Origin of the sequence: Bradyrhizobium campsiandrae, assembly GCF_014529705.1 — a bacterium.
GTDB classification, from domain to species: domain Bacteria; phylum Pseudomonadota; class Alphaproteobacteria; order Rhizobiales; family Xanthobacteraceae; genus Bradyrhizobium; species Bradyrhizobium campsiandrae.
Genome location: NZ_JAANIH010000047.1, coordinates 47660 through 66847 on the forward strand (window position 1 = coordinate 47660; position 19188 = coordinate 66847).

A 19188-nucleotide genomic window follows, 5' to 3' on the forward strand; every position below is an offset into this window, starting at 1 on the left:
GCATTCGAAGGTACTTCGCTTCCGCGGCGATGGGCCCCCGGCATCGTCGGGCGAGTTCCTGCCGGGGGAGGTGCGGGGGCAATGATGTGCCGGAACGCCGTGGCTTTCTACAAGTTCTGCTCCATAGCTCGTAGGCGTTCATGACTTTCAATAAGCCTCCAGAGCCGCTTTGCCGTATTTCTGATAACGTTGCCGCACGGTCCGCATTTCGGCTTCGTCCAGAAGCTCGATATGACCTGCCGCTTTGGCAAAACAGAACTGCCGCGCCAGCATTTCCAGTTTTATGGTCTTGGCCAGCGCCTTGGACAAGGTTTCTGCGACACAGACCATTCCATGGTTGGCCATCAAGCAGGCCGTGAAGCCTTCGAGTGTTGCAACGACCCGCTCTGCAAGGGCGACTGTACCGAATGTCGCATAAGGAGCGCACGGAATTTGCGATCCACCGAACGCAGCCACCATATAGTGGAAAGCGGGTATCGGCTGGCGCAGACAGGACAGCGCAGAGCAATAGTCCGGATGGGCGTGGATCACGGCGCTCCCCCGGCCAGCCTTGTACAAGCCTGCATGGATCGCCCATTCGCTTCAAGGAATACCAGGCGAAAGCGCCTGTCCCGCCAGATCTGTCGGGACGAAATCTTCGGGACGAATGGTGCTGGCTTCGGCCCCGGTGGGACTGATCAGCATGTCATCGCCGAAGCGTACGCTGATGTTGCCGGCACCCGCATGTCAGTCCGGCTTCTTCGATCTTCCTATAGACATCGTACGCATCGTTTCGCGCGGACGCTTCCAGCCTCGCACTTTCGCCCGGCATTACTGCTCTCCCCGCTCCATCGTCGACAACATATCCATGAACATATTTTCGGGGCCGAGCTTTCCACCCTTCAGGCAAAAGGCAGGAGGTGCTGTGGGAGGGGTGGCGTCGCGAGACGTCCCCCTATCCCGATCAATCCTGAGAATGAAATAATGAAATTGCAGGGTTCCGATGCCCGAACATCAAAATCCTGCAATCCCAAAACCGTCCACAACGACGAATGCGATTCTGGCTCAGTCGCTTAGCCGCTCTTCACGGACGACGCATTACTTCGGAAAACCGGTCCGTCCGCAGACGCCGCATTTCGACTTCATTTGTGTTTTTTTGTCTTCTCGATCTTCATGGTGACGAGGACCCACCAGACGCTCACTTTCGCCGATTGACGGCAGCGAACCACGAGGCAGCGGACGGCGTGATGCCGCGGATAGGTCGTCTCCTGGAGGGCCTTGCCTGGCAAGCGTATCCTTCACCAGCGCGTAGCCCTGCTCCTGATTATAGCCGATCGAGATGTCGGAAAAGTCGTAGTCGCGCGATGAGGACTCGCCGGTTCGGCCCTCGCGCACGAAACGGGTGATGCTGGTGGCGGCGCCATCTCCCATCAGCTCGATATAGAGTGGCCGCTGCCTGATCTTGCTCCCAATCGCGGGATCGACCAGATCGAGGATGCCCTCGACCAGTCTGCGATAGCCGCCGACGAGCTCGCGCAAACGCAAGTCGCTGCGCACACGCTCGGAATAGACGATCTCATCGCGCCGGGCCATCACCTCCATCATGTTGGTGGGCAATGGACGCTGTCCGGCAAACAGATCGACGATGAAGACGCGCTTGCCGTCGGGCCCGCAGCGGTCGATGACGATGTCGAGCGGCGAATTGCTGACGATGCCGCCATCCCAATAGGCTTTGCCGTCGATCTCGGTCCAGGGGAAGCCCGGCGGCAGGCTGCCGCTGGCGAGCACATGATCGGGCGTCAGATCGTCCACATAGCTGTCGAAGACCTCGAGTTCGCCGGATGTGACGTTCACCGCGCCGACCAACAGGCGAACAGGGCTCGCCTTCAGCGATGAGAAGTCGACATAGCGGGCGATCATTTCACGCATCGGACCGACGTCATAGAAGCTGGTCCAACCGGCCGGCGGTGTCATCGGCGCCGAAAAGGACGGTATCCAGCGTGGGCGAAAGAAATGAGGTACGCCGAACGTCAAAACCCCCATGGACGCAACGGCACGCGCGGCGTCCTCTCCCAGAGCTGCGGGTGAAGCGACGGCGATCTCCGACCAGAAGGCTTCCAGTGCCTGCGTGGCATGGCGTGGATTGCCTGCGATGATAGCCCCGTTGAGCGCGCCGATGGAGATCCCAGCGACGATGTCCGGGAAGATTTGCTCCTCCTCCAGCGCCTTCACGACGCCGCATTCGAATGCTCCCAGCGCACCACCGCCCTGCAACACTAGCACCGTCTGGGTCGGGATGGCATCGAGCGGAAAACCGGGATCGTGAAGCCTCTCCTTCACCTCGCGCAGATTGACTCGATAACGGATCAGCCCCTCGATGCTGCGCGTTTCCTCCACAGGCCGGCCGACCGAGAAGAGCGCGCGTGGCACGTCGTCCTTGAGATAGACGAGAGCAAGCGATTTGTCGGCCAGCGATCCCCGCGCGATGCGCTCACGAGTGCCCTCGGGCGCGCCGAGCATGCTGAAGCTGATATCGCCGATGTCGCAGAAGAAGTAGGACACCTCGTCATAGCGCAGCCGGTGCCCGAGCATATTGTGCGCAGCCAACCGTCCCTGCTTGACCGCACTATCCCAGTGCTCGATGTGCCGACGGCTGGCGAAAACCGGGTCAAGGAAGCTCGTCACGTCGCCGGCGGCGAAGACGGATGGAGCGCTGGTTCTGAGCTGATCGTCGACGACGACAAGGCCCGCATCGAGGCTGATGCCGGTTGCCTTCAGGAAGTCGGTGGCCGGCTCTACGCCGATGCTGACCACCATGAGGTCACAGGGCAGAGCCAGGCCGGAGGCGGTCACGACCTCATTGATCCGCCCCGCTCCATGGATGGCAGCGACGGTGTCCGACAGCAGCAGCTTTGCACCGCGCTCTTCCGCGTGGCGCCTGAAATAGTCCGACACCCGTCCCGACTCGAGGTGGGGGAGCAGGAGGTCACGGCATTCGATGATTGTGACGTCGAGACCGAGATCGAGCAGCGACATCGCGATTTCCACGCCGAGGAAGCTTCCGCCCAGCACCACGGCTTGTTTTGCGCCGGCTGCGATCTCGCGCCGGATCGCTGCGCATTCGGTCATGCCGCGCAGGTGATGCACACCATCTAGTGTCCCGATCGATAAATTCGCCTTATTCTGGCCTGATATGGCAAGATGCGTGGGCCGCGCCCCGGTGGCGATCAGGAGGCGATCGTAGCGGATGGATTTTTCCTGCGACGACCAGACGATCCGGGCTGCCGTGTCAAGTGAGACTGCTTCCGCGTTCAGCACCAGCTCAATCCGCCGTTCGCGATAGAACTCGGCCGGATGGAGAAGAGTCTTCTCCTCGGGCCAGCTTCCGACCAGGAACTGTTTCGACAGCGCTGGCCGATAGTAAGGCGGCCGATCGTCAGCCGAAAGGACCATGATCGAGGCCGATGGATCCTGAAGCCGGAGCGTGGCGGCCGCGGCCGCCCCGGCCGCGCCGCCTCCCAGGATTAGATGATCAATCTCGATTGGAGCTGTCATATCTTTCTCTGCTCGAAGTAAGCGACGATCGAGGTTTTGGCAAAGCGACACCATTCGCCGCGGCATCGGACACATCAAGTGTACCGTCAGACCGATCCGACACACATGTCAGACTTTTCCATATTCCGGCTTTGCGCACCAGGAGGCTGGAGCACCCCGGCGGCCATCAGGGCGCCTGCGGCCACGATGGTGACCATCGTGAGAGCCCAAGCGACATAAAAGCGATGGCCGATCAAAGCACCGCTCATGAGGGGAGCCACGATGTTGGCACCTGACATCAGTGATTGATTGAGGCCCATCATCACGCCTTGGCGATTGATGGCAGCACTTCGCGACAGCTCGGCGGTCAGGGTGCCGCGGATGAATATGGCGCCGAGATTGATCATCGTGAGGAAGACCGCGAGCAGACCGACGCTGGTTGTGACGGCGATTCCGCAGAAGCCGGTCCCCATGCACGCGAACGCGGCTACGACGATCGTTCGGTCGGATGCCAGTGCGTTGGCGCGGGTGATCAGAAGGCCCTGGACGATCATGTTGATGAAGCCGGCATAGGCGAAGACGCAGCCGAGCTCTCTGGCTCCGAAGGAATGCCCATTCCAGCTGAAGCGCGCCGAAAGGAACAGCGCGATCTGGGACAGAAACATCGAGTTGACGAAGAAAAATATGATCAGAAGACCGAGTATACCCCATGCATAGCGCATCCCGAGCATGGTCCGCGCGGCCTTCCGCTTGGAAATGCGCTGCATGTAGAGCCGCTCGGAGGCATCCGCCGGCAACAGACCGACGGTCGCCAGGATGCTGATCAGCGACAGCAGGGCGGCCGCCCAGACCGGCGCCGTGCTGCCGTATTGGACAAGAAATCCAGACAGCGCCGGCCCGACCAGGAGACCGGTGCCAATGGCGCCAGAAGTTGCTCCGAGCGCCTGCTTGCGAGTGTCGGGTGTCGAGTGCTCGGCTGCATAGGCATAGGCCACGGAGATGTTGCCGGAGGTCAGTCCGTCGACGATTCGCGCCAGGAATACCAATGTCAGGCTGTTGGCAACCGCGAGCAGCAGGAATCCGGCCAGCGTTCCGATCTGGCTGACGACCAGAACTTTCCGCCGTCCATAGCGGTCCGATAGCATTCCGACCACGGGGCCGGCCACGAGCTGGCATACGGCATAGACGGAGACCAGGGCACCGATCACGAGCGGCGTGGCCCCCAACCGTTCCGAGTAGAATGGAAGCAGCGGCAGGATGATTCCCAATCCGGTCGCGTCCACCGCCACGACGATAAAGGTTGGGATCAGCGAAAGGCCCCGCGCGCGACCTCTCCTCGTGAGATCGTCTTGCAGCGGGAGAAGATAATCTGTGTCCATCGTGGCTTTTTGTTTCGCTTTTTTTGCCAGGCGCGGCGGCCCCATAACGGTTACCCGCCGATCGCGGTGCTCCCGCGTCGCATGGCAAATGCCGGGATGACGGCAAGAAAAAACAGCATGGCGACGACGTAAAAGCCGTCCTGATAGGCGAACAGCCGCGCCTTTGGCACCAGGACCGTCTCCAGGAAAGCCATGCTGCCCGGGTGGACCCCCGTCGGCAGTCGGGCGCCGAACGGGTTGCCCCAATGGGAAAAGATGATTGCGAGTCGGGTCAGCACCTCGATCCCGGCAGGGTTGGCCGGTGTCAAAGCCTGGGCCAGCGCCTCGCCGTGGAAGGTCGTGCGCTGATCGATCAAGACCGACAGGAGGTTCACGCCGAAAGCCCCGCCGAGCTGACGCACGAAATTGAGACTGCCTGACCCCTGCGCCAGGCGATCCTGTGGCAGGGCTCGCAACGCGCCGGCGTTGAGCGCCGGGAGCATCACGCCGAGGCCGACTCGGCCGAGCACGACCAGGAGCGAAAGCGTCCAGAACGGCGTATCGACATCGACCCCGCCCGAGAACCAGCACGAAAGACCGAACAGGACCAATCCGATGATGATGGGAATGTGAGGTGACAGACGGTCGCTGAGCTGGCCCGCGACCGGAAAGACGAGAGCCAGGATGAAGCCGGCCGGCATCAGCAGCAATCCCGAGCGTGTCGGCGTATAGCCTTGCACCGATTGGACGAACAGCGGAACGATATAGGTCGAGCCGTAAATGCCCGCTCCCAGCGCGAACGCCACGAGGCAGCCCGCCGCGAAGCGACCGACGGCAAAGACACGCAGGCTGAGCAAAGGATCCGGCGTGTAGAGTTCGTATCCAATGAAAGTGGCCGCGGCCACGGCGGCGGTCGCGAACATGGTCAGAATGAAATTCGAGTCCCACCCCTCCCGTTGCCCATTGGACAGTCCGGTCAGCACGGAGGTCAGGGCGATCACAAGAAGCGCGAAGCCGATCGCGTCGAATCGGCGGTGCAGCGCTTCCGCACGCTTCTCCCGGCCGGGCAGAATGAAGAACGCCATGGAGATACCGGCGATGCAAAACGGCACGACAACGAGAAATACGTCCCGCCAGTCGTATTGATCGACCAGGATGCCGCCAGCGGTCGGGCCGAGTGCCGGCGCGAGCACGATGCCGACGCCATAGATGCCCATCGCCTTCCCGCGCTGGTGGGGCGGGAAAACCTGCGACATGACCACCATTGCCAAGGGCTGAATGATGCCTGACGCACCGCCTTGCAGGACACGCGCCAAGATGACCTCGGCGCCGCTGCTGCTTGCAGCTCCCAGGATGCAGCCGGCGATGAAGACCACGAGCGCACCGATGAAGGTGGAACGAAAGCCGAAGCGGTCCAGCATCCATGCCGTGATCAGCATGGTGGCGGTCATCGCCGCGAGGAAGCCGGTCGAGAGCCATTGGACCTGGTCCTGACCGAGCCCGAAGGCCCCCATGATGTCGCCCATGGCGACGTTGACGATCGTGGCGGTGGCCGTGGTTGCGATGGTGCCAAGCATCACCGTGGCGGTAGCGAGCCAGCGGTAAGCGGGACCGATCCGCTCGGCCTGGACTTCAATGGGGGACATCGATGGAGACCTCCACCATCAACCCCGGCTTGAGGCGCGCATCATGGCGGTCCAGGGCAATGCGCACCGGCACGCGTTGGGTGATCTTCGTGAAGTTGCCCGACGGGTTGGGGCTCGGCAGAAGCGCGAACTGGTTGGTCGCGGCGTTGCCGACCCGCAACACGCGTCCGTGCAGCACGAGATCGGGATAGGCGTCCACAGTGACCTCGACGGGCTGGCCGACGGCGACGCTGCCGATGGCGGTCTCCTTGATTTCGGCCTCCACCCAGACGTTGTCGGGGTCGTGGACCATCATCACCCATTGGCCGGCCTGGACGAAGTTGCCGACCTCGGCCAGCGTCTTGTCGACCATGCCGTCGACCGGCGAGACAAGACGGCGGTCGGCGATCTCCTGGCGGAGCTGGTCGGCTTGCGCGGCGAGGGTTTGACGTTGCTGGCGCTGGACATCGATCTGCCGATCAAGAACCGCGAGCTGACCGCGCTGGGCCTGCGCGCTCTCGAGGGCCGCTTTGTGCGATAGCAGTTGCGCTTCGGCCTGGCGCCGGTCATCCTGCCGCTGAAGGAAGGTCGACTGCGCTTCATCCCAGGTTTTCTTCGGCGTATTGCCGGACTTCAGCAACTGGTCCTCTCGGTTGAAGTTGACTTCGGCAAGCTCGAGCTGATGCTGGGCGCTTGCAACGGTCGCTTCCTGGGCGACGATCTGGGCCTGCGCATCGTCCACCGCGGCTCCTGTGATTTTTTCCGTCGTATCCCGTTGCGCGATCGATTGCTGGATCTGTGCGTCCGCCGCGGCAAGGCTGGCCTCCAAGGCGTGCAGCCTCAGACGCGCATCACGGTCGTCGATCTGTGCCACAACCTGGCCCTTCTTGACCGGATCCCCTTCGATGACCGGCCGCGCCACCAGCCAGCCGTCGAGCCGGCTGGCCATGGTGACGACCTCACCCTCTACCCGTGCATCGTTTTCCGACACATGGGTCGCCCGCCAGCGCAGCCATTGGATGGCGTAGAACCCGCCGACGAGCACGAGCACACATCCAAGGCCGGCGAGGAGCATCCGCCTGCGGCTCGCTTTTGCGGATTTGGGCTGTTCAGAGCCCGGCTCGAGGACATCGAGCGGTTGAACTTCCCGCCCGCGCGAAGCCGGATTGGCGACATGCAGGTTCATGCGGCTTGCTCCCTGCTCGTGGGGTTGAGCGCGGAGCAGATCTGTTCGAGCATCGCCGACATCCGCACCACCTCTTCATCCGTAAAACCGGCCAGCGCGCGGTCCCGCACCTGGCGGGAAATTCCTTCGACGCGCTCGACTGTCGCTTCTCCGAGCGCCGTAAGATGAATCGCCTTGGCCCGGCGATCGGTGCCTTCCCGGCGCTCGACCAGGCCCATCGATTGGAGGTTGTCGAGAAGACGGACAACCGAAGAGCCATCAAGCGACAGCGATTCGGCGAGATCTTTCTGGCGCATCGGCTCCGGGGCGCGGGCGACACGCAGAAGCGGCAGCCAGGTGGCTTCCGTCAGGCCGTAGGGTTGAAGTTCCCGGTCAACGGCCCGCCGCCATTGCCGCGCGGTTTGGCCGATCAGCGCTCCGAAGAGACGACGATTGGTGGGGGAACTCATGGGGCCCGCCCTTAGATATCAATCAAGACACATAATTACATGATATATCAATTATAGATTTGTCAATAGATGAGAGAAGATTTAATTGTATCCACGTCATCCGTATGCGAAGGAAGTGCCATGAATGATCTGGGACCTCCCCGCTTCTGCCTGACCTCGACCCTGCTGGAAGCTGGTCGGCAATGGCGGCGGCTCGCTCAGCGCGTGCTGGTCGAGCATCAGATCTCGGAAGCCCGGGCTACCGTGCTGCTTTGGGTCAGGCGGCTCGGAGGGGTACGGCAGGTTACGCTTGCGGACTATGTCGGCATCCAGGGAACCTCGCTTGTCCGACTGCTGGACGAGCTCAGCACGCTGAATTTGATTGAGCGCCGGGACGATCGCGAGGATCGGCGCGTCAACCTGATTTGGCTGACACCCGCCGGCGAACCGTTGGCGGTCGCAATAGAACGCTCCTTGAGCGAATTGCGTGAGGAAGTGTTGAGCGATGTGAGCGATGCGGATGTGGAAGCAACGCTCAGGGTCTTTCGGGCCATCGATCGCGCGGACGAAAATTCAAGGACGCAGCCCGCGCCGCTTCTTACGAAGGCGATCCCATGACAATGCCGTCGTGGCGCGATTGGCTGTTTTCAATAAAGACCTTCGTCGCTGCGATGCTGGCTCTCTACATCGCCTTTGCCGCTGGCTTGCCGCGGCCCTATTGGGCGATGACTGCGGTTTATGTGGTAGCAAACCCTTTTTCGGAAGCAACGGTCTCGAAAGCATTCGATCGCGTTCTTGGGACCCTGTTGGGGGCAGCAGGCGCAGTCATTCTGGTTCCTCTCTTGGTCAATGCGCCGGAGCTTTTGATGCTCGCCATCGCGCTTTGGGCCGGGGCTTTTCTCTACATCGCTCTCCATGACCGCACGCCGCGCAACTATCCGTACCTTCTCGCCGGCTACACGCTTCCCCTGACCGTGTTACCCACCGTGAACGCACCAGAAACCATCTTCGATGTCGCTGTGGCGAGGAGCGAGGAAATCATCGTTGGTATAGTCGTTGCGGCTGTTATCAATACAGTGCTGTTTCCAACAAATATCGGGCCCGTTCTCAAGGCCTCCATCGCCAGATGGTTGGACGATGCTTCGTCCTGGGCTCAGGAGATCCTGCTTTCAGGCGAGACGAAACCCGAGACGCCCCTGACCCGCCAGCGACTGGCCGCGGATATTTCTCCCCTGACTGCTATGGTCAGCCAGCTTTCCCGTAGCGCCAGCGGCCGCGACGTAAGGCAGTATGCACTGGAACTGAAGGGCCGCCTTCTCCTCATGTTGCCGCTCCTCTCCTCGATCGCGGATCGGTTGCATGCGCTTCGCCTTGAGCTGAAAGAACTTCCGCCCGAACTGGATGAGGCCACCAGGAGGATCGCGTCGTGGATCAAAACCTCTCCGGATCCGGCAACTGACCGAATTCCGGATGAGCTTCGCGACTATCTGCGGCGATTGGAACCGGCTGTTGGCGATGAAGCCCTTTGGCCTCGGCTTGTGCAAGCGAGCCTCATTGCGAGGCTGAGCGAACTTATCGATCTCTGGCAGGATTGCCTAATTTTGCAGGGCCAAATCGCCCAAGGCTCGAAATCGACAGGTCGGAGGCTGATGCTCCGTCATCGACCGATCATCGGGCGCGAACTACACTATGATCACGGACTCATTCTCCTCTCCGTTGGCTCGGCCGTGATGGCGACCTTCATTGCAGGTCTGGCTTGGATCTGGAGCGGCTGGATTAACGGCGCCAACGGCGTGGCATTCGTTGCCATCGCATGCTGTTTCTTTGGCGGTCTCGACCGACCCGCCCCGTTCATGCGCAAGATGCTGATCTGGAGCGTCGTGGCCTATGCTCTGACCGGCCTTTATCTCTTTGCCATTCTTCCGCGCATCAGCGATTTCGAGCTCATCGTATTTGTGCTTGCGCCGCCCCTGCTGCTAGCCGCAGCACTCACGTCGCGCCCCGAATTGTCGCTTATCTCGCTTCTGTTGACGACAGGGCTCTCAGGCGACCTCGCCTTGCAAGGGCGGTACAGCGCTGATTTCGTTTCTTATGCAGAAAACGGGATCGCCATCGTGGCAGGACTCATTTTTGCGGAGGTCTGGACACTGCTCACGAAGCCCTTCGGCGCCGAATTTGCGGCACACCGCCTGATTCACGCCGGCTGGGCCGATCTCGCTGAACTCGCATCGGGTGCGCGCGTGCTCGACCACGCAGCCTTGAACAGCCGAACACTCGATCGCTTGGTCCAGCTCGTTCCCCGGCTTGCTTCGGACCAATCTTCCACACTCACATTCGTCGACGCACTCGCCGAATTACGAACCGGATACAATATCATCACCCTGCAGCGGAATCGCAGGGTCCTGTCCGCCGACGCGAGGGAGTCGCTCGATGCGATCTTCCAGGGCGTAGCAGCGCTATTCCGTAAACGTTTTATCGATCGTGAGCGCGTGTCTCCGTCCCCTAGTCTGCTGAACGATATCGATCGAACGCTGTGGGCTGTGTTGTCGAGCGCGCGGGGGCAGATTCGTCTGACCTCGCTGGATGCTCTGGTTGGTCTAAGACGGTCTCTGTTTCCGCTGGCCAACGGGCCGGCCAGTGCGACATCAAAATGCTACGGCAGCGGGGCGTTCGATCTGCCGGCAGTGGCCGCGGAGTAGGCGATGCCTCCTGAGCTCAACATTTACGGCCTCTATGTCCCGGGCTTCTTTGGTTTGATGTTGGCCGCCTACATCACGAGCCTGGTTGTGCGCCATGTGGCAAGCCAAACAGGCTTCTACGCCTTGGTCTGGCACCGCGCCGCCTTTGACCTCGCGGTCTACGCCATCATTCTCGGCATTTTCTTTTCCCTCACGCGAATGCTTGTCGCTCCATGAACTACCCTCCGGGCTTAGGGCGAGTTATCCTGACGATGATTGTCGTGGCAACTGCCGCGGTTGTCGCCGTCGGATTGTGGAACTACTACATCGAAGCACCCTGGACGCGTGATGCTCGTGTGCGCGCGGACGTCGTCCAGATCGCGCCGGATGTATCCGGCCTGGTCGACGCCGTCCTCGTTCACGACAACACGATTGTCCATAAGGGCGATGTCTTGTTCCGGGTCGACAGGCAGCGGTTCGTGCTTGCCCTGGAGCAGGCCGAAGCCGCCGTTTCCGGTCGGCAAGCCGTGCTCGAGCAAGCAAGGCGAGAGGTCGAGCGATCACAGGATCTGCGGGAGTTTGCTTCGCGTCAGCGCGTCGAACTAGATCGGACGGCCGCCAACCAAGCCGAAGCGGCCTGTCGGCAGGCATTGGCGGACCGGGATCTGGCGAAACTCAACCTGGAGCGGTCCGAGATTAAGGCTTCCGTGAACGGCGTCATCTCCAATCTCTCCTTGCAGCCAGGAGATTATGTCGCGAGTGGAAAGCCGGTCATGGCCCTCATCAACACGGATTCCATACGTGTGGAGGGCTATTTCGAGGAGACCAAAATTCCGAACATCAAAATCGGAGATTCGGCGATGATCCACATGATGGGCCGACCGAACGTATTTTACGGCACGGTGGACAGCATCGCGGGCGGTATCGAGGACCGGGAGCGGACGGAGGGCTCCGGTCTGTTAGCAAACATCAATCCCACGTTCACCTGGGTTCGTCTCGCCCAGCGCGTACCCGTGCGCATCAAGCTGAAAGAGGCCGCTGCGGAGACACCTCTGATCGTCGGTCAAACCGCGACCGTACAAATTTTGACGCCGTCAACGAAATAGCGGCTGGCGATCAGCCATCGCAAGCAGCGCTGGAAGAGGCTTGCGACCGCCCCCTGCGCCCAGGGGAGTCGGGTGAAGGCATTTAAGCTGCGACGAGGCTCGCGAGGAATCCGTCGTCCCAGAGGGCGGTCATACGCTTGAGGCGCTGCGAGTTGCGGATTCCGATTTATTCCGGCCGGGTATTCCGATTTGAAGCCGGCCACCATACCGAAATAAAACCGGCCGGCATTCCGATCTGAAGCCGGCCGGTTTTTCGGGAAGGTAGCGTTTTCGTTTGGGTCAGTCCCTCGGGCATCAAGTCCCTCGTTGATCAACGGGGGGAAGCGGATGCCTGCCAAGCGAGAACTGACCATGCGACAGATACGACAAATGCTGCGGCTTGCCCGTGATGGGGTGAGCGCCCGGGAGATCGGCCGCACGCTCGGCGTGGCGCGCAGCACGATCCAGGACAATCTCAAGCGCGCCTCAGCTGCCGGGCTTACGTGGCCTTTGGCGGGCGATCTGACTGATGCTGTTCTTGAACAGCGCCTATTTGCCCACGCCGGCGTCAGGCGCGGCTTCCGTCGGCGCGTCGAGCCAGATTGGGCCTCGCTTGCCTGCGAACTGAAGCGGCCTGGCGTCAATCTGATGGTGCTCTGGGAAGAGTACCGCGCGGTTCACCCGGAAGGATATGGCTACAGCCGGTTCTGCGATTTATTCCGGGAGTTCGAGCGGCGCCTGTCTCCGACGATGCGGCAGGATCATCCGGCCGGCGACAAGGTATTTGTTGATTACTCCGGCAAGAAAATCATGATCGTCGATCGCAACACCGGGGTGGTGCGTGAAGCGGAAATCTTCGTCGCCGTGCTTGGCGCCTCGAATTACACCTACGCCGAGGCGACCTGGACGCAGACACTTCCGGACTGGATCGAGGCCCATGTCCGCATGTTCCGGTTCTTTGGCGGGGTGCCACGGCTTGTCGTTCCGGACAATTTGAAGTCCGGCATCCACCGGGCCTCGTTCTACGATCCTGAAATCAATCGCAGCTACGGAATGATGGCGTCCCATTGTGGCGTCGGCATCCTTCCAGCGCGGCCACGAAAACCCCGGGATAAGGCAAAAGTGGAAGCCGGGGTGCGTTTTGCCCAGACCTACATCCTGGGGCGGCTTCGCCGGCAGACCTTCTTCTCGCTGGTCGAGGCGAACGCGGCAATCGCCGCCGCGCTGGAGCGGATCAACGCGCACGTCATGCGCCGGCTCGGCGTTAGTCGTCGACAATTGTTCGAGACGGTCGAGATGCCTGTCCTGGCGCCGCTGCCGGATGCCGATTATCAGTTCGCGGAATGGCGTGTGGCCCGCGTCTCGCTCGATTATCATGTCGAGATCGACGGGTTCTTTTACTCTGTTCCCCATGGGCTGATCCGGGAGCAGGTCGACGTTCGCGCCACCACCCGGACCATCGAGCTGTTCCATCGGGGTTCGCGTGTTGCAGCTCACCAGCGCCGTTACGGCGGCCGCCGGCACGGCACCGATCCCGACCACATGCCCAGCGCGCATCGGCGTTACGCCGAGTGGACTCCCGAGCGGTTCCGTCGCTGGGGACGATCGATCGGACAAAATACCGAAGGTCTCGTCCTCGCCATCCTGGCTAATCGGCCTCATCCCGAACAGGGATTCCGGACCTGCCTGGGTGTGCTTCGGCTGTTCAAGGATCTCGATCCGGAACGCGCCGAGTTGATCGCTGCCCGCGCCATCGCGGTCCGCGCGCTGACCTACAAGAGCATTGCCTCGATCATCGCCAACAAACTCGATCGCAGCGCTCGCGCCACTGATGACACGGTCGTCGACCATCCCAATCTCCGCGGCCCCGGCTACTTCCATTGAAAGGAAAATCCAGCATGCTGACCCACCCCACGCTTGATCTGCTGCAAAATCTCGGTCTCCACGGCATGGCCAAAGGCTTCAAGGAGCTTGATGCCCAGCCCGAAGCACGCAGCCTCGAACATGCCGAATGGCTGGCCCTGCTTCTGGAACAGGAGAAAACGCAGCGTCAGCAAAAGCGGTTTGAGAGCAGAGCTCGCGCCGCCAAGCTGCGTCATGCCGCTTGCATCGAGGATGTCGACTACCGTGCCATCCGCGGGCTCGACCGCGCGCTCTTTCTAAAACTCGCCGCCGGCGACTGGATCCGGGCAAGACATAATCTCCTCGTCACCGGGCCGTGCGGCGTTGGCAAAAGTTGGCTTGCGTGCGCTCTCGGCCACAAGGCTTGTCGGGATGACTTCGCCGTTGCCTACCATCGTGTCCCGCGTCTGTTCGCCGCTCTCGCACTCGGCCGCGCCGATGGACGGTATACCAGGATGCTGCGGGCGATCGCACGACTCGACCTGCTGATCCTGGACGACTGGGGACCAGAACCTCTCGACGCCGACCAGCGCCGTGATTTGCTCGAAATCATCGAGGACCGATACGAAGCGCGTTCGATCATCGTCACCAGCCAGCTGCCCGTCGACCGCTGGTACGAGATCATCGGAAACCCCACCATCGCCGACGCCATCCTCGATCGCCTCGTTCACAATGCCTATCGCATCGAACTCAAGGGAGAGAGCCTCAGGAAGCAGAAGCAGCCCGCCCAAAACCAACCGGTCTCTTGACCTTCCCAGTCCTCAACGACATCATGAATTTGACCCATGCGAACGACGCCACGGGTGGCCGGCTTCAGATCGGAATACCCGGCCGGCTTCGAATTGGAATGCATGGCCGGCTTCGTTGGAATCCGCAGCGAGTCTTTACCGGGAGCGCGGCGGATCAGGTTGTTTGATGGATCACGTCCTTGAGACCATAGGTGTCTAGAGCAGGATGCTGAAAAAGTCGTTTTGCGTGATGGTTGGAGTGTGATTCTGTGCATCTGTTCGATTCCTTTGGGTTGGGGCAGGCGATGCGCGGGGAAGATCAGCGCTCGGAAGGATTTTTCAGCTATGTGCCGCTGGAGCGGCGTATTCCAGCGGATCATCCGCTGCGCGCGATCCGCACGCTGAAATGCGGCCGAGCTCGACCGTCGTATCGGTCCACCAGCAGCTCGAACAGCCTATCGATCTGCACCAACGCATCCGGCAGCGGAAGCGCTGCGCTATTGAAAAGACCCAAGGCCGCGGCGGCGTCGCGCCGCCCAAACGCACCCTCAAACGCGTCGAGCACTGTACGCTCGGAAGTCGAGAAGTCGAGCCATTCCAGCTCTGCCGTGGAAACGTCGTCTGGCGCCGGCGCGTCGGACCTTCGACGAACCGGGTCTGATGACACGTCGCCGATCGGCTGCAAGGGACCAAAATCATTCCGTACAACCTGCCCGGTGTCCGGTTCGGACGATCGAGCACGGGATCGTTGAAATTGCCGCGAAGCTCAGTCATCGATCTCGGCCAAGGCCCATTCGAGCGCCTCGCGCAAGCGCGCAAAGGCAGCGGGATCCTGGTCGATATCGAGCTTCTTCAGGCGCGCCGCGTAGGCGCGACGGACCGCCTTTGGATCGTCGCAGGGACCAATACCGAGTTCGTCCCACATGATTGGTCGCACCGTTATACGAAAAAGCTGCGGTCCATGTTGTCGAGCAGTTCGGTCAGACTGCGGTAGGCTTTGACCGAGAGAGACACTTGCTGACCGTCGAGATTTGAGATCGTCAGCATCTCATGACGGCGTCAGTGCGATAGCCGTTTGACTTGGTTCGGCCGAACGGGCCGCGATGGCCCGAAACATCACCCGAACCGGAATGCCGATTCGACCGCCCCCATGACGACATCCGTCAGCGTCTTGCGTCCCGGATCAGTACCGGCCGCGCCGACCGCGACGTGAAGCGGCAGAAGGTGTTCCTCACGTGGATGGGCGTCACGGGCGGCGGGCGCCTTGTCCCAGGCAGCAAGCGCATCGATGCGGTTCTCGGGCGTGGCCCTGGTGAGAACCTCCTCCAGCCACCCATCGAAGCGCTGCGACCCAGGGTCTGGAGAAACGGGCTTGCCGCCACCGCGCATGCTGGCCATCATGGTCTGCATGTTGTGGTAGGTCATGCCACTGCCGATGATCAGCACGCCTTCGTCGCGCAAGGGGGCCAGCGCCAGCCCCAGCCGGATATGATCCTTGGCATCAAGGCTCGCCAGCAGCGAGACCTGCACGATCGGGACATCGGCATTGGGGAACGCAACCTTCAAGGGGATGAACACGCCATGATCAAAGCCCCGGCTGTGATCGTATTTCCAGTCAATGCCCGCCTCACCCAGCAAGGCGGCGATCCGAGCGGACAGCCCCGGGGCGCCAGCGGCCGGAAACTTGATCTCATATGTGTGCGGCGGGAAGCCGTAGTAATCATAAAGGAGCGGCGGGAACGCATTGTTCTGGATTGTAACGACCTCTTCCTCCCAATGACCTGATATCAACACGATGGCCTTCGGGCGTGCGCCGACGTCCTCCGGAATTTGGCGCAAGTACGCCGCTATCCGATCCCACGTGTTGGGCGGATTCCACTCCATGAAAAAACAGGGGCCGCCGCCATGGGGCACGAAGAGCGTGGGTAGCCTGCTCAAGGCGCACCTACGATCCAAGCCGCGATCTGCTGCGGCCGAGTTTTCGTGAACATTCGCACCGCAGATTTCATCCCTTGAAGGCCGCAGCGTGATCTTCGGCGAACTGACGGAAGGTGCGCGGGCGGCGCCCTGTCACCGCTTCGACCGTATCGGCGACATAGGCCAGATGACCGGCCGGACCCAGAGCGTAGAGCTCGTTCATCAGGTCCGCCAGCTTCTCCGGCATCCCGGCCGACATCATCCCTTCCTTTGCCGCGGCGAGCGGGACGTCGACATAGTTGACGCCTTTGCCAAGAACGTCGGACAAAATCGCGGCCATCTTCGCGCAGCTGACCGCTTCGCTACCGGTGATCGGATATTCCTTGTTCTCGTGTCCGGCCTCGGTCAGGGCCACAACGCCGACCTGGGCAATGTCGCGGGCATCGACCCAACTAACCTTACTATCGCCCAGAGGCATATAGAAGGCACCCTGCTCACGGATCGTGCCGGCGAACATGAGCATGTTTTGCATGAAGAAGGTCGGCTGGAGAAAAGTGTACACGACGCCCGTCGCCTTCACCTCTTCCTGGTTCTTTCCATGCCAGCGTCCGATTTCGACACCGGCGTCCGGCCCCGCGCCAATGCCCGTCGACATGACGATATGCTTCACGCCGGCCAGCTTCGCCGCCTGAATCGCTGCGGATTTCATGGCGATCTGATCGAGATGAAGCGGTGTAACCAGGAACAGCTTGTCCGCGCCGTTCATGGCGGCGGCCACCGTTTCAGGGCGGGAAAGATCGCCCGCCACCAACTCCACCTTCGTTCCCAGCACGGCCTCGGCCTTGGCCCTGTCACGGACCAGCGCCCGGACCCCCACGCCTTTCGCCACGAGTTGCCGCGTCACTTCGGACCCGATATTGCCGGTCGCGCCGATCACCAAAATCATCTCTTCGTCTCCTGAACACTTGCCTTGGGATTGCGGAGCCGCAGTCGATTGCCAAGAATCCGTCTCTCGCTTAATATCTTAGTGGAAGCGACTCTCCGTTGAAATGTAGGTACTCCGTAGTAACTACCCATGACCCGTTTCGCCCATGAGCCATCTTGTCCCGTCGAAGCGATGTTCCGCGTCCTTATGGGGCCTTGGACAATGTATATCCTGTGGACCTTGAGGGTGCCGCCCGGTGTGGTTGGGATCGCAGCGCGATCTCCAGCGACGTGAGGCTATCTGATTATGCGGCGAGGTCAATTGGCTGATTGATGGGCTTTGTGGCGAGCGTTTTCCAGCCGTCGACTTTGCGCATGTTGATCTGGCCGGAGGCGAGCAGCGCCCAGAACAACATCGCTGCCGTGTCCGCCGAAGGCAGCACGGTCTGCGTTTTGATCCGCCGCTTGAACTCCTCGTGCAGCCGTTCGATGGCATTGGTGGTCCGCGCGCTCTTCCATTGACTTGGCGGCAGCCGCGTGAAGGAGAAGAGCCGGTCGTCGGCTTCCTGCAGACTGTCGGCCACCGCGCGATGCTTGAGCCGCCATTTGCGGAGGAAGGCCTTGCGGCCGCCTCGATCTCCTCGGGCGTCGCCGCGTAGATCATGTCGTTGTAGTCGGCGGTGATCTCCTCATGCAGGCGCTCGGGCGCGTGCGCCAGCAGGTTGCGGTGCTTGTGGACCGTGCAGCGCTGTACTGGCACGCCATCCCACACGACGGCGATCGCAGCCTCCAGCCCGGGCGCGCCATCGACGATGAGGAACTCGGGCCGCCGCAGCCCACGGCGGATAAGATCGTCGAGCACGGCACGTCAGGCTTCGGTGCTCTCGCCGCCCATACTCTTGATCGCGAGCAACACTTTCTGACCGTCCGCACGCACGCCGATGACGACCAGCAGCGAGATGGCGGTCGCCTTGCGGTCGAGCCGCACGCGCACCACGGTGCCGTCGAGGATCTATTGTCCCGAGTCACAAGTTCGCAATCTTAGATTCGCAGTAGATTCGCGTCGCTGTGGGAGAGATGTTGGCTGCAACAGCGACGGAGGATCTGATGGCAGCCCAGCAACTTGCGCCCCTGATATTGATCCATGACGAGCGTGCCGAACTGCAGTCGCTGACGATGCGGCGGAAGACGGCGCAGGCGCTGGCTTTGAGAGCCCGGATCGTGCTGACCTGCGCGGAAGGCGGTCAGAACACGGAAGTGGCGGCCAAGCTGGGCCTGGACCGGCAGACGGTGGGCAAGTGGCGGCGGCGTTTTGTGGAGCGGCGCGTGGCCGGGCTGCACGACGAGCCGCGCTCGGGGGCGCCGCGCACCATTGGCGATGCCCGGATTGAATCGGTGATCATCAAGACGCTGGAGAGCTGCCCCGAAAACGCCACCCATTGGAGTTCCCGCGACATAGCGAAAACCAGCGGCCTGTCGGTGTCGACGGTGCAACGCATCTGGCGGGCCTTTGGCCTCCAGCCGCATCGGATGGAGACGTTCAAGCTCTCGACCGATCCGAACTTCGTGACCAAAGTGCGCGATGTCGTAGGTCTTTACGTCTCGCCGCCAGAGCACGCCATTGTTCTGTGTGTGGATGAGAAGTCCCAAATCCAGGCGCTGGATCGCAGTCAGCCGATGCTGCCGATGCGTCCCGGCCAGCCGGCCCGAAGGAGCCATGACTACAAAAGGCATGGCACCACATCGCTGTTCGCCGCCCTCGACATTGCGACCGGACGGGTCATCGGCAAGTGCTACGGACGCCACCGTGCCGCCGAGTTCCGCAAGTTCCTCGACGAGATCGA

Annotated in this window: 17 protein-coding genes and 2 pseudogenes; 7 read left to right on the forward strand and 12 right to left on the reverse strand. The window is 61.5% G+C overall.

Features of this window, described 5'->3' with window-relative positions; genetic code table 11:
* Positions 1 to 147 precede the first annotated feature (147 nt).
* The 6 genes and pseudogenes from G8O24_RS29140 to G8O24_RS29170 all read right to left on the reverse strand — a co-directional run.
* Positions 148 to 711, reverse strand: a pseudogene (locus tag G8O24_RS29140) (class II aldolase/adducin family protein); the annotation flags it as partial.
* A 366-nt stretch (positions 712 to 1077) separates the two neighbouring features.
* Positions 1078 to 3534: an FAD-dependent oxidoreductase gene (locus G8O24_RS29150; protein ID WP_188105378.1), complete on the reverse strand. Its 2457-nt coding sequence runs from the start codon at positions 3532 to 3534 to the stop codon at positions 1078 to 1080.
* An 86-nt stretch (positions 3535 to 3620) separates the two neighbouring features.
* The gene (locus G8O24_RS29155; protein WP_188105380.1) at positions 3621 to 4892 is read right to left on the reverse strand and encodes an MFS transporter; all 1272 of its coding nucleotides are present in this window, start codon (positions 4890 to 4892) and stop codon (positions 3621 to 3623) included.
* A 50-nt stretch (positions 4893 to 4942) separates the two neighbouring features.
* A complete protein-coding gene (locus G8O24_RS29160; RefSeq protein ID WP_188105383.1) occupies positions 4943 to 6517 on the reverse strand; it encodes a DHA2 family efflux MFS transporter permease subunit in 1575 nt (524 codons plus the stop codon).
* Positions 6504 to 7682, reverse strand: coding sequence for an HlyD family secretion protein (locus tag G8O24_RS29165; protein WP_202988782.1), 1179 nt, complete (start codon positions 7680 to 7682; stop codon positions 6504 to 6506). The genes G8O24_RS29160 and G8O24_RS29165 overlap by 14 nt, the downstream gene beginning before the upstream one ends.
* A complete protein-coding gene (locus G8O24_RS29170; protein ID WP_188105385.1) occupies positions 7679 to 8131 on the reverse strand; it encodes a MarR family winged helix-turn-helix transcriptional regulator in 453 nt (150 codons plus the stop codon). The genes G8O24_RS29165 and G8O24_RS29170 overlap by 4 nt, the downstream gene beginning before the upstream one ends.
* Positions 8132 to 8251: 120 nt before the next feature.
* On the opposite strand from G8O24_RS29170, the gene G8O24_RS29175 reads away from it, so the two are divergent.
* The 6 genes from G8O24_RS29175 (at position 8252) to istB (ending at position 14524) form a co-directional block, all read left to right on the forward strand.
* Positions 8252 to 8728 (forward strand): MarR family winged helix-turn-helix transcriptional regulator, encoded by a 477-nt coding sequence (locus tag G8O24_RS29175; RefSeq protein ID WP_188105387.1) that lies wholly within the window; start codon positions 8252 to 8254, stop codon positions 8726 to 8728.
* A complete protein-coding gene (locus G8O24_RS29180; RefSeq protein ID WP_188105389.1) occupies positions 8725 to 10809 on the forward strand; it encodes an FUSC family protein in 2085 nt (694 codons plus the stop codon). Before G8O24_RS29175 ends, G8O24_RS29180 begins: the two co-directional genes overlap by 4 nt.
* Before the next feature lie 3 nt (positions 10810 to 10812).
* Complete coding sequence (locus G8O24_RS29185; RefSeq protein WP_188105390.1) at positions 10813 to 11025, forward strand: DUF1656 domain-containing protein; 213 nt, start codon at positions 10813 to 10815, stop codon at positions 11023 to 11025.
* 35 nt (positions 11026 to 11060) lie between these two features.
* Positions 11061 to 11894, forward strand: a complete 834-nt coding sequence (locus tag G8O24_RS29190; protein WP_244646047.1) for an efflux RND transporter periplasmic adaptor subunit — start codon at positions 11061 to 11063, stop codon at positions 11892 to 11894.
* Positions 11895 to 12221: 327 nt separating this feature from the next.
* Positions 12222 to 13757 carry an IS21 family transposase gene (gene istA / locus G8O24_RS29195; RefSeq protein WP_188105394.1) on the forward strand — a complete coding sequence of 512 codons (1536 nt, stop codon included), beginning with the start codon at positions 12222 to 12224 and terminating at the stop codon, positions 13755 to 13757.
* 14 nt (positions 13758 to 13771) lie between these two features.
* A complete protein-coding gene (istB, locus tag G8O24_RS29200) occupies positions 13772 to 14524 on the forward strand; it encodes an IS21-like element helper ATPase IstB (protein ID WP_188105395.1) in 753 nt (250 codons plus the stop codon).
* 355 nt (positions 14525 to 14879) lie between these two features.
* Here istB and G8O24_RS29205 read toward each other — a convergent pair whose 3' ends face one another.
* From G8O24_RS29205 to G8O24_RS45705, 6 genes and pseudogenes are all read right to left on the reverse strand, one after another.
* Positions 14880 to 15188 (reverse strand): hypothetical protein, encoded by a 309-nt coding sequence (locus G8O24_RS29205; protein ID WP_188105397.1) that lies wholly within the window; start codon positions 15186 to 15188, stop codon positions 14880 to 14882.
* An 81-nt stretch (positions 15189 to 15269) separates the two neighbouring features.
* Positions 15270 to 15428, reverse strand: a complete 159-nt coding sequence (locus G8O24_RS29210; protein ID WP_188105399.1) for a hypothetical protein — start codon at positions 15426 to 15428, stop codon at positions 15270 to 15272.
* Between the two features lie 191 nt (positions 15429 to 15619).
* A complete protein-coding gene (locus G8O24_RS29215) occupies positions 15620 to 16441 on the reverse strand; it encodes a DODA-type extradiol aromatic ring-opening family dioxygenase (protein ID WP_202988783.1) in 822 nt (273 codons plus the stop codon).
* Positions 16442 to 16508: 67 nt separating this feature from the next.
* Positions 16509 to 17366, reverse strand: a complete 858-nt coding sequence (locus G8O24_RS29220) for an SDR family oxidoreductase (protein ID WP_188105400.1) — start codon at positions 17364 to 17366, stop codon at positions 16509 to 16511.
* A gap of 283 nt (positions 17367 to 17649) precedes the next feature.
* Positions 17650 to 18206, reverse strand: a pseudogene (locus G8O24_RS29225) (transposase).
* 6 nt (positions 18207 to 18212) lie between these two features.
* Positions 18213 to 18341, reverse strand: coding sequence for a hypothetical protein (locus tag G8O24_RS45705; protein ID WP_368736620.1), 129 nt, complete (start codon positions 18339 to 18341; stop codon positions 18213 to 18215).
* 110 nt (positions 18342 to 18451) lie between these two features.
* Between G8O24_RS45705 and G8O24_RS29230 the strand changes: the two genes are divergently transcribed.
* The coding region (locus G8O24_RS29230) for an IS630 family transposase (RefSeq protein WP_244646049.1) at positions 18452 to 19188 on the forward strand (737 nt) is incomplete at its 3' end.